This window comes from Vibrio sp. 10N.286.55.E10 (assembly GCF_002872555.1).
Taxonomy (GTDB): Bacteria; Pseudomonadota; Gammaproteobacteria; order Enterobacterales; family Vibrionaceae; genus Vibrio; species Vibrio crassostreae.
On the sequence record NZ_MCSD01000018.1, the window covers coordinates 66,375 to 79,975 of the forward strand.

General features: G+C 37.5%; 7 protein-coding genes and 3 pseudogenes. 2 read left to right on the forward strand and 8 right to left on the reverse strand.

Annotation, left to right across the window (positions count from 1 at the left end; translation table 11 throughout):
* Positions 1-712: 712 nt before the first annotated feature.
* From BCV39_RS12305 to BCV39_RS12315, 3 genes are read right to left on the reverse strand one after another with little or no spacing between them, the layout of a single operon-like run.
* Complete coding sequence (locus BCV39_RS12305) at positions 713-2,638, reverse strand: GGDEF domain-containing protein (protein WP_102432950.1); 1,926 nt, start codon at positions 2,636-2,638, stop codon at positions 713-715.
* Positions 2,631-4,649, reverse strand: a complete 2,019-nt coding sequence (locus BCV39_RS12310) for an EAL domain-containing protein (protein WP_102432949.1) — start codon at positions 4,647-4,649, stop codon at positions 2,631-2,633. Before BCV39_RS12310 ends, BCV39_RS12305 begins: the two co-directional genes overlap by 8 nt.
* Positions 4,650-4,670: 21 nt before the next feature.
* Positions 4,671-7,271, reverse strand: coding sequence for an EAL domain-containing protein (locus tag BCV39_RS12315; RefSeq protein WP_157937180.1), 2,601 nt, complete (start codon positions 7,269-7,271; stop codon positions 4,671-4,673).
* A 175-nt stretch (positions 7,272-7,446) separates the two neighbouring features.
* Between BCV39_RS12315 and BCV39_RS12320 the strand changes: the two are divergent.
* Together BCV39_RS12320 and BCV39_RS12325 are read left to right on the forward strand one after the other, a co-directional pair.
* Positions 7,447-7,713: pseudogene (locus BCV39_RS12320) on the forward strand (ATP-binding protein); the annotation flags it as partial.
* 163 nt (positions 7,714-7,876) lie between these two features.
* Positions 7,877-8,005, forward strand: a pseudogene (locus BCV39_RS12325) (transposase domain-containing protein); the annotation flags it as partial.
* A 170-nt stretch (positions 8,006-8,175) separates the two neighbouring features.
* Here BCV39_RS12325 and BCV39_RS12330 read toward each other — a convergent pair.
* The 5 genes and pseudogenes from BCV39_RS12330 to BCV39_RS12350 all read right to left on the reverse strand — a co-directional run.
* Positions 8,176-8,511: pseudogene (locus BCV39_RS12330) on the reverse strand (transposase); the annotation flags it as partial.
* 503 nt (positions 8,512-9,014) lie between these two features.
* Complete coding sequence (locus BCV39_RS12335) at positions 9,015-10,001, reverse strand: diguanylate cyclase (RefSeq protein WP_102431310.1); 987 nt, start codon at positions 9,999-10,001, stop codon at positions 9,015-9,017.
* Positions 10,001-10,948, reverse strand: a complete 948-nt coding sequence (locus BCV39_RS12340; protein ID WP_102431311.1) for a response regulator — start codon at positions 10,946-10,948, stop codon at positions 10,001-10,003. Before BCV39_RS12340 ends, BCV39_RS12335 begins: the two co-directional genes overlap by 1 nt.
* Before the next feature lie 455 nt (positions 10,949-11,403).
* Positions 11,404-12,030 carry an OmpA family protein gene (locus BCV39_RS12345; RefSeq protein ID WP_102431312.1) on the reverse strand — a complete coding sequence of 209 codons (627 nt, stop codon included), beginning with the start codon at positions 12,028-12,030 and terminating at the stop codon, positions 11,404-11,406.
* An 8-nt stretch (positions 12,031-12,038) separates the two neighbouring features.
* Positions 12,039-13,595, reverse strand: coding sequence for a TadE/TadG family type IV pilus assembly protein (locus BCV39_RS12350; RefSeq protein ID WP_102431313.1), 1,557 nt, complete (start codon positions 13,593-13,595; stop codon positions 12,039-12,041).
* Positions 13,596-13,601: the final 6 nt, after the last annotated feature.

Sequence of the window (13,601 nt, forward strand, 5' to 3'; positions counted from 1 at the left end):
TTTTTAACCCTAACATTTAACCATAATAATCACCATGCCAGTAGGTAGCGAACTCTGACTCATTGGCATGGTGGCCTTATCCTAATAAATAATACCTCCCCAGTAGGTAGCGAACTCTGACTCATTGGCATGGTGGCCTTATCCTAATAAATAATACCTCCCCTTCCCCAAAAGTTTGGCAGACTTAGGCTAGACAATGCCCCGGTCGGCGTGAAATACGTTAAACAACACTGAACCTAATCCAAGCATGTACATAAGTAAGCATCGCTATACTTCGAAATAGTTAACCAGTTGCGTCGTTACAATATTCCTCGACTATTTGAGCTATGCAAAACTTATTAACACAAAACTCCCCAAATAGGTCAGAAAAGCTAAGGGTTTTAAATGAGTACCTTAATCCTCAAAATTACAGAGATGAATAAGAACTTTGGACGAAGGCTTGGTGTCTAGGAAATCACCAGCTAGTTGATTTGACGACTTTTCAATCGGGAACAGGTATCTAATACTTGAAGCGGGGGCACGTATTTACGGAAAAACTAAAAGGTAGATTGAATAATTTTGACAGTCCCTTCTACCTCGAGGCACAAACTAATAACTGCCAAACTTAGCCGTCTGACAGTCAAAAGAATAAGCAATATATCTTTCATAGACTAGTGCTATCTAAGGCAGATAACCTATTTCTGATGACTAAGAATTATGGCAGCTTTGATACTTATACTATTTTATCTTTATACATCCTTACATCAACCTGGGAAAGAGCTTCTCTAAGACAGGTATTATCTTCTTTTATAACTAAACTTCCCATAGAAACATCAACACACATTTCTATACCTTCAACAAATACACGAAAAGATTTAAGTTCAGAGACTAAAGAGCTCAGACCTGGTGATAGTCGTTTGGCTGTGAGTATAAATTCGTCCCCTCCGATACGATATGCTCTCCCTGGCCATTTCGTTGATATAATTTGAGAATACTTCTCTAAAACCATATCACCAGCTTCATGACCATATGTATCGTTAATAAATTTAAACTTATCGATATCGGCATATATGATTACTGAGTTTTTTATTACTTTGGAATTTGACTTACGATAAAGGGCTCTACGATTACCCAAATTAGTAAGCTGATCGGTTGTTGCTTCATGATACAAAGCAACAATTACAGAAAGCATTAGTAGGCCAGTAATCACTATCATCGATATAGCAAACTCGATAAATTTGTTCATTTTTATCATGGAGGCTCGCCAATCCTTTCGGTCACTAAACTTGCTAATGACTTCTGGAAAATCTACTATCTGCATTGCCTCTGAAAACAGCTTAGCATAAACTCGACCTTGTTCGTTGTTTTGAAAAGCTATCGCAACTCCATAATCTATTGGAAGCTTAAACCTATTAACGATATCAATCGGAAGCTTGTAGCCTGTTTCATACATAAGCTTGTTGTAATTAATCGATCCAATTGGCAAAAAATCGATCTCTCCTGCAACCAAAGCTTGTATCAGTGCCTCTTGACTTTCATATAAATACAGTTTTTTGCTGGTTAAGAATTTATTGAATAGTTGTTCGAAGAAATCTCCCCTAACTACACCAATACGTTCGGAAGTTAATTCAGATAGAATAATATTTCGACCCGACTGATCTAACTTACCAACGAGGTACATCTCAGGGTAATAATATATCTCGCTAAAACTAAAAAGACGGCTTCGACTATCATTGACTGCCATACCAGATATCATATCAATTTCTTCGTTTAACAAACTATCATAGACGCTTAGCCAAGACTCATCGACTTCATTATCAAACTGACATTGAAAACCAAGCAAAGTACATGCTTCATTTATTGCAGTTTTACTCGCGCTGGAATCTTCTATTAAACCATCGGTCTCTAAGTCTTCAGCTTTATAGCGAATGGTAATGGGCGAAACTATATTGTGAGCAATCACTGATTTGCGTAATCCAGAGATACGAGCTTGCCTTTCTTGCATCTCAATAATATTCGATGACTGAGACAAATAAGAGCCGTTCTGTATAGCGAGATTAATATCAGAAATAAGCCTACCTTCACCCTCTTTTAGACCAGCAAACGCAACAGGTGGAACAAACCAAGAGTTGACCGTTCGATCCGCATAATAACCTTGAGACAGTAGTTTTTCTAAGTGCTCCATACTTCCTAAGACAACAGCATTATCTGGGTAGTGGAAACTCGTCACAAAACCAAGCGTACGATCATAAGTTTTCATGATAATGCGACTACTTGAGTTCCGTAATTTAAGTAAGCTTGCATAGACACTATCCTGTTCGATCCAAAGCTCGGAAACATTAACGCTGTCTATTGGAATTTTGGTATAAACATACGAATAATCAAAAGAGTAAGGTAAAGAAAAACGAAATCGTTCAGTTAACTTATCAATTACATGAATATTAGAAATGAGGTCGATCTCTTTGTTCTCTAGAGCTGAAACTGCTTCTTCATTACTTTGAAAGGTCACTATTTTAAACTCGACATTCATATCTTTTTCAAGTTTGCTCAGCGTCTGAGATACGACAATATCTTGCCCTAGAGAACCCACCCTAACAACTTTTGCGAGTGTAAATGTTGAAAATAAAAAAAGAAATAAGGCTAAAACTATTCTATTCATAACACACACAAACTTTATCTATTGCTTTCGATGATTTTGACGTTAATAGGTTATTAAGTGCAGACAATGACATCGGCCTAAAAAAATAATAACCCTGAACAAGACATGGCCCTAATCGGTTCACAGATTTTAATTGCCTTTCAGTTTCCACACCTTCTACTATAGCGACCGCACCTAATGTTTTTACAATCTGTGTTGTTAACATGAAAAGCTTGCTACCTATCTCAGTATCAATATTATTTGTCAGCGCCCTATCTATTTTGACCTTATCAAACTTGTATTTAGACAAATAACCTAAGGAAGAATAACCGGAGCCGAAATCATCCAACGCAATCGACACTCCTAACCCTCTTAGCTCAGCGATCTTTGCCACAGTTCCCGACTCATCACTAATAAGCACATCCTCAGTAATCTCGAGTGTTATCTCAGAAAAAGCAACGTCACTTTTTAAGACAATACCTACGAAGTTCTTTATAAAACTATCGGACAAAAAGGTGATTGGAGAAACGTTTATTGCGATATTCTCAAGTTCATTATCAAGGGGGATGTCAATTTTTTTGAAGTCTAATAAAGCTTTTTCAATAACCCAAAGGTCTAAATCGACAATCATCCCTGTCAATTGAAAATCAGTGATAAAAGTAGGAGGTGTGATTTTTCCCTCGTGTGAACGATGACGAAGTAATGCTTCAACTGAAACTATAGAGAATTTATTTTCAGAACAAATTGGTTGATAGAATAGCTCAAACTTTCCTGTAGACTGCAATCGTTCAATATTTCGTTGTGCCTTTATCGATTTATTAACCTGACCAACAACATCTCCGACACCTAGAGCCTGCCTACTATCTTCATAGTCGAAAAACTTGTCACTTGTCATATTAACACTTGAATAAAAGGTTAAATTGCTAATTCTTTTAAAGAATGGAAAGTATATAATCACGCCGATTGTAAAGTTTAATATTTGCAACAACATTTCATTTGATAGCCACCCATATAAATGGAACGTATTATAAAACGTTGGCAGCATCCAGTTATAATTATCAATAACAGGTTCGATTACTCCTAAACTTAAAAAATAGTAAGCTATTAGAGCTTGAACTATAGGTATTAATATGAAGGGTACCATCATGAATGGATTCAACATAATCGGAACACCGAAAATAACAAGTTCATTAATATTAAACATGCCAAATAAAAGTGATATCGAACCTAATGCTTTATACCTATAGTTCCAACACAAAATCATACAGATGACGAGACTCAACGTACTCCCCGAACCGCCCAGAGCAGAATACTGGTCAAGAAAACTAGTCAATACTAATGATCCTTGCGGTGCATATAGTTCATATTCCCCAATGAAATTTGCTCCATTAATTCCAAAAAACCAAGTAATATTTTTAAAAAATAGATATAAGGCAATTTGTAAATACTCAGGAGCAACCCATTCATTTGAGTTTAGGACAACTTTAGCACTGTCTAAAGCGAGGCAAAGGAATTCGTAAACAACTTCAAAACAAAAAATAAAACTGAATATCGCTAATAGTGTCCAAACTATAAGGTTTACTGTTTGTTGTACAACGAGTGGTAAAGATTCACTCTTAAAAAATCGTTTCTCACTTATCCTTTTCAAGAGGTTAGCCACAAAAATAGGCACAATAATTGATAAAAAAACAGAAGATGACACAAATGCTTCGAAAAAATTATCATCATGTTTAGTTAGCGAGACAGCTTTTATTAAAATAAACATGGTCGAAAGTGATGGTGTTATAACCATTGCTCGCGACAGTTTATATTTGTTACTTAAAAACAAAGAGAAATAAACACACAATAGAAGAGGATAAACTTCTTGTATTACATGTGAAGATGAGTACAAAAACGAAGAAACCGTTTTATCGCCATATGATGATGTAGCGTGAGCAAGTAGTGAAAGTAACCCAGATATAATTGGAATAGGTATCAGAGTCACCATGACATTACATATGCCTAGAAATATTTTATTTTTTTCTTGATTCATAATAGATTAAGCCAAAAATTCTCAGTATTTTAAGTTGAAATCGCTAACTGTCATTGGCTTTCCTAATAGCCAACCTTGCCCAAAGGTTACTTTTAGTTCGTGTGCAATTGCCAAATCATTTCTGTCTTCAATTCCTTCTAAACACACAGTACTTTCTTTGCTTTTTATGTAATTTACAATTTCTTTTATATGATTATATCCACCTTCGTTTTTTCTCAGTATTTCCAAAATACTTCTATCAATTTTAACCGTGTCAAAGTGTATTTTATCTAGTACTAACAACGACGAATTACCTGTAGAAAAGTCGTCGAGTGAGAATTTTATTCTAGATATTTCTCGCACCTCACGTATAAATTTTTGAACAAGGTCGAAGCACTCTCTAGTCAATGTTTCTGTTATCTCAAACTCAAGATTATCTAAATCATTGTTAACTGAAATCAGAGATAGTACTTTCTCTCTAAAGTCATCACTAGCAATACTTGTTGAACTAACATTGACAGAAAAGTTCACATCAAACCTGGATCTTTCGTTGATATAGTTAATTGTTTTCTTAATCATAATATAATCAAGCATATGAATTTTGCTCTGCGACTCTAATATTGGAACAAATATTTCAGGTGAAATAGTCTGATTTCTAATGCTTAATCTAGCTAATACTTCGACACCATACAGTTCACTGTTATCTAGCCTTATTTTAGGCTGAAGATAACAATCAAACTCTTCATTAATTAGACACTCATTGATTGAATTTTCTATAGCTCGATTATCCATATAACTCTTAGCTATTTGAGAGTACTCGTAATGGCAATAATTTTTGTTTTTTTCAGCACTGTTTACCAGCATCGCAGAGCTTGATAATTTAATATCAGAGCAGCAGTCCCCTGTCGTTTCTTTTATACCCACATCTATAATTAGGTGATACTTTGAAATTTGACGAGAAACTTCATCTATACACTGATAAATCAACATATCATCATGACAGTCGACAAAAATAATAATGGCATCATCTAGGTATCTAAAGGCTTTATAGTTAATACACTTAAAAGGGGCAAGTTGCTTTGTAAGTAGAGCTAAACTATCATTACGATGCCTAGATAAGTCATTTACATCATCATAATTGTTATTCACCCTTATAAATAAAATATGACTATGATTCTTCTTTCTATAAAATAGATTGATCATTCTCTTATTGTATAATCCATTGATACCGTCGGAGAAATAAATTTTTATTCGATACGCACAAAGAGTCAAAATCAATACTAACGATATGATATATGTCATATACATTTTTTTTCGTTCTACTAATTTACCCTGCGTCGCCTCTTCAATCATATATGTATTAGCCACATCTTCTCTATCAATAAATCCTGTAATTTTAGCTGTGCCAATCAAATCTGATATAGAGTCATAAATAACTCTAGAGTATTTCATATTTTTAGGTATTGCGAACACAACAGACTCATAACCAATCAACTGATTTTTATATTTTTCATAGCCTAGGTTAGCCATAGCTAAATGACCATCTAAATCACCAGCTATAAATCCATCAACCTCCCCACTTTCAAAACCCTCAATCAAATCATTCGAGCACTTATAAGATATCGTCTCTATACCGTATTGATATGCTATTCGCTCGTTTCGTTGCAAAACACCTACACGACCTGTTTTCTCATTGCCGTCTAATGTAAACAGATTCTGCTTTAACAAACCTATGCTCTCGGTTACATAATAACCCTGCAATAGATCTTCTGAATAAATTGTAAGACGTGATAATTTATTACTTTCTAGCTCGCACTCTTCATCGTCACACTCTCTGGGTTCTATGTTAAAAACCCCCATTTGATTCGATAAATATTGATATTTTGACAACACGGAGACATCATTATCGTCGTGACTAAAAAATGGCCTTACATCGACATCTACAATTAAATCCAATTCAACCAATTTACTATTTTGTATTTCCTGTTCTAAATATATATCCCCGACATCCGATAATGCCGAGTTAAAAGGATCTAATAAAATATCAGCGTATTCTTTTATAATTCCAACATGTATTGATTTATTAGACGTAATAGGTGCCTTATGTGGATATAGTTTTAATAAACTTGTGTTACCCGCTACAAAGATTGGTTTGCTATAAAGATCCGATATGCTTTCTACATAGTAGACCTTATTACGAAGGCCAATTGAATGTAAGTAGCTCTGTGCGTCCTCTCCCCAAGTTGAGCCTTTCAACGCATATACTTCATCGCCTCTTTGAAAACCTTCTTCAAAGTCTAACTTGCTATATATGAAAACAATCTCATCACGGATAGGGTTAGTGAATGAGAAAGTATCTTCTCGCCGTTCATTTTTGGATAAGTCGAATACCGCATGAACTGCACCTCTTTTTGCTAAGTCTAAAAGTTCACTTAATGGTGCTTTTAGTAACTCTACTCGTATTCCTGGTGGTAAATATTTCTCTAAGCTATCCAAATACTTTTCGTAAACTCGCTTTTTACCTGTATCACTCACATGCTTATCGGAAGCGCTGCCTGTGATGACCCCAACTCGTAAGGTCTTAAAGTCTTCATACACAGTTGGAGTCTCATTGAAAATATTCGTGGCAAAACTCTTACTCATCGAGAGCACGCAATATATAAATGCGAACAACACACTTTTATATACATACGATTCGTTCATTCGCATCTAACAGATTCCGGTATGGATAAAAATAACTCATAACCTACCAAAGCCCCCCCCCCTTAAATACTAATGTTACTTAAGGAAAGTTAAGTAAAAAATTAGCTCTCGGAAGAAGAAAGGCTTACTGATCCTCGACGACTGGGGGATGGAAAGACTGCCTCAAGAGCATGCAGGTCACTTGTTAGAAGTTCTTGAAGACCGCTACCAAAACAGCAGCACAATCGTCATCAGCCAACTACCCGTAAAGGAGTGGTACAACATGATCGGCAACGCCACCATCGCTGACGCTCTAATGGATCGGCTGGTACATAATAGTCATAGAATAGAACTGGGAGGAGAATCAATGAGAAAACTGGCGCAATCCGAACACTTAGAGTAAAAATAGGGAAAGAGAAAAAGTGCTGGTTCAGGTGTTCGGAATAAACCGAAACAAGCGTTCGCAATCACCGAAATACGCAGTATGCCTGAAACTCAGTGTATTGTTTAAGTATTGTTCAACATGGGGCAGCCATGTCTTCTCACTTAATTAAGCAACAAAGCCGGTGGAAACAGCAAAACTGAATGGTCTAGAGCCGTACCAATACTTACACACCTTTCTTACTCAGTTGCCATACGCAGAAACCGTGGAGCAAATCGAGGCGCTGCTACCTTGGAACATCAAAAACGATTAAATCATCACTATTATCCGCTCACGACCTGCTGAGTATTGAGCGGATACGTCATTAACGTGATGTTGCCAAACTTGCGATGAGTGAGTCATAAATTTCTCCTTGTGTAATGAAAGTAGTCATTATCTACCATGGAGATCAGGATAGAATTATGCGGAGAATTGAGCGCTTACAGCATAGAGGCTTAAGATTTTGTCATCCATCGACTGGAAACGAGTTTGATGCTTACGAACCAGCTTTGGTTCAAGGCTTGACTCTCGGTCACGAGGAACGTCTATAGGCACTTCACCATCATCAGTGAGAATCGACTTGGAGGAGTACCCATTACGGGAGTTAGAACTAGGTTTAGAGGAGTGTTTTTCGTAACCAAGGTGCTCATCAAGCTCGACATTCAATGCCGTCTCAACAGTCACCTTGGTTAACATTTTGCGGAAGTCATCAAGATCAGTTTCTGTCTTAATTGACTTAGCTGCTTCACGAGCAAAAGCTTCAAGTGCTTTCTTATCCATACTATCCATCCTTAGCCTTTAAGGCTTAAGTTTAGACAGTTACACAGAATTTAGGACAGTCTCCTCTACCGCGTTTGCCATGTTGGCCTTTGCAATACAACGCTTCAATGATTGAAAATATTACTGAGCCTCTTTTCCACAAGGCTTTATTATACTCATTCCCGTTTGTTATCTTCTTTTTCGATTTACCCGTAACATCACTATATATCGGCTCAGCTCACCGTATTGAGGAAAGGTTCAACGAATTTAGTTAACAACGCCAGTTTAGACAGTCACACTGAATTCAGGATATTCTCTTAAAAAGCTGGTTGGAAAGATGATTAATCGCCTTGATTCTTCTTTGATATATAAATCATATCGAAGCATGCTCACGCCCTGATTTGTGAGCGGCTATCTTTCACTTTTTTAGTTGGACAATGATAATCATGTGAGAATTTCTCATTTTTTCTTCATGCTAAGAACGTAATTATCTAAAAACGCTCCCACTGAGATAAATTCTTTTTTCAGTAGTTAACGTTCGTTCCCGCCCTTTGGGAAGAATAAATACTCGTTTGATTTCGTCCCCCTTCTTTTGAATCATAAAGCGCTTTGTCTGCTTTTTCTATTAAATCCTGAGCTGTTTTTACTATATCAGTAATCTCACATAAACCTAAACTTATCGTAATTTGAATATTATGCTCTTTTGTCGATATGAATAATGATTCTATTTTTTTCCTCAATCGCTCAGCTAAGTTGTGAGCCTGTACGGTAGAGGTATTTGGCAAAAACACCACAAATTCTTCCCCCCCATAACGTCCAGCGTAATCAGATCTCCGAGCGATTTCCTGCACTGTATGCGAGGTTTGCCGAATAACTTCATCACCGACGCTGTGGCCGTATATGTCATTTACTTTTTTGAAATGGTCAATGTCAAACATTACCAAAGTAGCCGTTTTGCCCATTGTTTTACATCGGTGAAACTCTTCTTTCAGGCAACATTCCCAGTATGCACGATTATAAAGGCCTGTCAGCCCATCTATCTGACTAATTTTTGATAACCGAGTGTTCGACTCATTAAGATACAACTTACTTTTAGCAGTATCAGAAACATCATTGACCAAAATACTAATATGAGATATTTCTCCGCTTAACGAAGTTAGTGGGGTAATAGAGATATCTTGATACATTACAGATAAACCATTAGATACTGGTGAGTAGTTGTTAAAATTGAACAAAAATGGACGATTTTCCCAACTTGAAAAGGTTCGAGATTGTACTGATATTGAAGAGGAAACTTTTGTACGCAACCACTTCTCTGGCAAATCTGGGAAGATATTAAATAGATTCTTCCCCATGATCTGTTCAGCACTAACTTTACTGTATGATTGCATAAAAGAATTCCAGATACAGACATTATAATCTAGGTCAACAATTAATAAGCCAGCATCGACATTATCAATCACCTGCATAATCCGATGAAATTCATCCATTCCTAACGTGATCTTTGGCATTATAACATCTCCATTAATTGCTTTAATTTATTAACAGAAGCTGAATCCATAAAGAACAAAACATCAGCTTCAAAATCACTTCCACCAGCTGAGTAACTATATTCAATAGTAAATACATCGGATTCACCTTTCGTGTCGTTAAAGTTGATATCACGATGTAACTGCTCAATAAATACAGGCTGACGTAATGAGAATTGAGTTGCAAGTTGTTCTGATAATGAACTTAAGAATGAAGAAACAAGTAAATGAGAAATGAAATGAAAAAGTTCATTGCTCGAAAAGTTAAAGTGAAGTTGGGCGCCAGCTTTTTTCAAATCTCTTCCTCGTAAACAAACTAAAGCTTCACCATGAATCCCATCACCAACAAACCGCTGTGCGATTGCAACAGAATTTTCACGATCAAGTACATCATTGATTGTCATCTCTAATGCTCCAGTACTCAAAGTACCTGCATTAGGGATGGGCATGTTAACAAATGAGCTAATATGCTCAGCAACAAGTGCAGCACCACGTCCAAGTGCAATGTTTGCAAGCTCTTTTAGTTTTGAAGTGTAGCTGACATCATCAACTTTCTTTTGGCCAACATCTAATGTTATTCCCAGCTTAGAGACAACCCCGGCAAGTGCGGCTCTATCAAATGGTTTTTTTATAAAACTGAATGCACCCAATTTCAAACAACGCTCAATTGATTTTCTCTGAACATCACCAGAAATAACGACCGTTTTTATTGGGCTGTTTTGATTATGAAGGTGCTCAAGAACTTCAAAACCATTCATAATCGGCATGGTTAAATCTAAGAACATCACATCAATTGGTTCCCGATCAATAACCTCCAAAGCCTCTCTACCATGCTCCGCAAAAAACAAATCATCTGAGCTAACTTCCGTTAAACTACGAGAAAGCGACTTTCGTGCAAGAACTGAGTCATCGCAAATAAGAATTTTCATTGAATAAATACCATCTAAAACTTAGTCTTCTAAAAGTAAAAGCCTCGAGTTTAACTCCATCGTGTGTGCCATCTACCAACGATGTGATTCTCTATCGACAAAATTGGCACTGTACACATCATAATCGTCGCTGCAGCACCTTAAGGGCTGCCACTTTCTATCAAAAGATATTATTCTCGAAGCTATCCGCTACAACCTCGCTTACGCTATTGAAGCCAACTCAGCCCCAATCAGTATAACGATGAGCTGACACTCACGAGTCAAGCTGTCGTATTGGAGGAACTCTAAAACGGTCTCCAATCTTAGTTGCGCACTTCAATGAGCTAGTAACGCCTCGTTGACAGGTAACATATAACCAATTCATAACATTTTCAGGGAAGTGACAAATCACCATTTTTGTCAACTTCCCATTATTTCAATAGGTAGCCAAGCTACAGACAGGTTAAGCTATGAATTTAGTCGACATTACCTGTAGATGTCCAAACTTCTGCTCGTCTGTTCTCTGCTCTTCCCTCTGAACTCTCATTAGAGGCGATCGGCTTGCTCTCACCAAAAGAACGAATAACCAAGCGATTCTTCTCTACACCATCAGCAACCAAAGCATTTGATGTTGTAAGTGCTCTTTGTAGCCCCAAAGCTTGGTTGTAGCCTTCATCACCAGTGCTGTCTGTGTGCCCATCAACAGTGACCGAGTTGCCACTAGCCTGCAATTCGCTAGCTAATTGAGTTAAGGCTTTGCTGCCCATTGGCGTTAAGTTGTGTTGATCAAACCCAAAGTGAAGACGAGCCAATAGCCCGTGTCGCTCTTGGTTACTTATCCAAGTCTTACATTCTGATTGATCCATGCCAAAATTTGACTCATTGGCCAAAGTTTGTCTCAACTCATCGTTATTGGATTTTTGTTCTATTTGTAAAAAACCCTGCCTATGCTGCGCGATACCCACAATATTATCCACCGTTACACTATGTTGAGACTCACTAAATGCTCTATCACAATAAACGCTTATACCTTTTTCCGCGTTGGCGGGAAGGCTAGCTTGTAAGGCCAAAAGTACAATGGAACTAGCCATTAATTTTTTCATCTTTACCTCTAATATAATTTAGTTGTACCGCTTGTTTTGTTTGAGCCTTTACGGATGAGTTCATCTATCTTTGTAACCAGTTCATCTACGTTATTGACATCAATGATATCTTCGTTAGGGTCAACCACGCAATGTTGAAAGGCGTCCTGTACAGATGCATTAAAGTCTATCCCAACAACGCCTATGTATAAGCCAGGTATCTCCTGCCTTGCTTTGTCACACATGCCTACGGAGACTAAATCTCTAAATATACCGTTATTTGGGCTTTCTACTCCATCACTAAGAATAAGTAACATCTTGATTTTATTCTTGTAAGCATTTTGTACTTCTTGGTCAGCATTTTGGGGTTTACCATCATTTAGAATTTGAAGCCCTCTTAATACCCCTTGGTAAGCCGCTGTTCCGCCCGCAGGCCACATATACTGAATCTTGTCCATCTCAGCCAGATTATTAGTCAATCGTATATTATAAAATTGTTCGGGCTTCTCTGTACCATGCCATCGAAGTAGACGTGATCCTGATGCATTATAGAAATTAGATTTCAAAGCCGATTTGTCGGTAAATAAAGTTGACACAGTTTTATAAAAGTCAACATACGCATAATTATCGGCTACCGGGGCACGGTAAGTGACAACATTCATTATACGCTTAGCATATTCGTGATTATCTTTTTTAGGGGCAGGGCAATATGCTGGTGACATTGCACAATTTTGTACCTGATAATTGGAATACCTACTCCAATAATCCCAATCCACATCATTGTAGGAATAGCGGGATAAATCAGCTCTGTAATAGTCATGATAACTCAACTGGCTGGTTACATTAGCTCTACTTGCTGAGACGAGTTCCCTCGTTCGAACATTAAAAGGAACAAATCCAACTCGGTTAAGTAACTTATCTCCGGTGGTATCTACACCTGGTTCATCACATACCATCGTCAATTCACCGTCAACAAATTCCTCCCTAGTTGAAGTACAGAGGATCTTATTAGATATTTTATCAATCGCGGTTTTTAAATCCTCGATTTTTGTATTTTGGTCATCTCCCCATCTATGACTCATTGAACCAGAGAAATCCGCCACAAATACTAAATCGATGTAGTTACTACCAGAGTTAATACCATGCTTTCGCGCAAGAGAACGCCCCGCTAAAACTTGCTGCTCATCAAATGAAGGGATAAAACGGCTCGCAAACCAACTATCATGAGTTGTCTTTGCATTAACCGTATATTGGATATATTCAAGAATCCCTGCTCCCTCATCTTTCGGTTGATGAAACCTCTGGGTAGAAAGATTCGTTGACTTGATGTCTCTCACGTAATTTTCGACATATTGAATCGCTAACCCGCGCGCAAGATCAGGCTGATCTTCAATGGTCACCGCTATCGCCGCCGCCTCTGCGGAGTCTCTGAGCCGACTGGTCTCTTGTACGTAGCGTGTGCCTTCAACCGCCCAAAAGGTCACTCCCATGATAGGAACAAGTAATAAGCCCATCCATACCGCAGCAACCCCTTGTTGTTTTCGAAGGCTGGGGTGCTGGAGATTGATTTTCCGTTCAAGCTGCATTTTCAT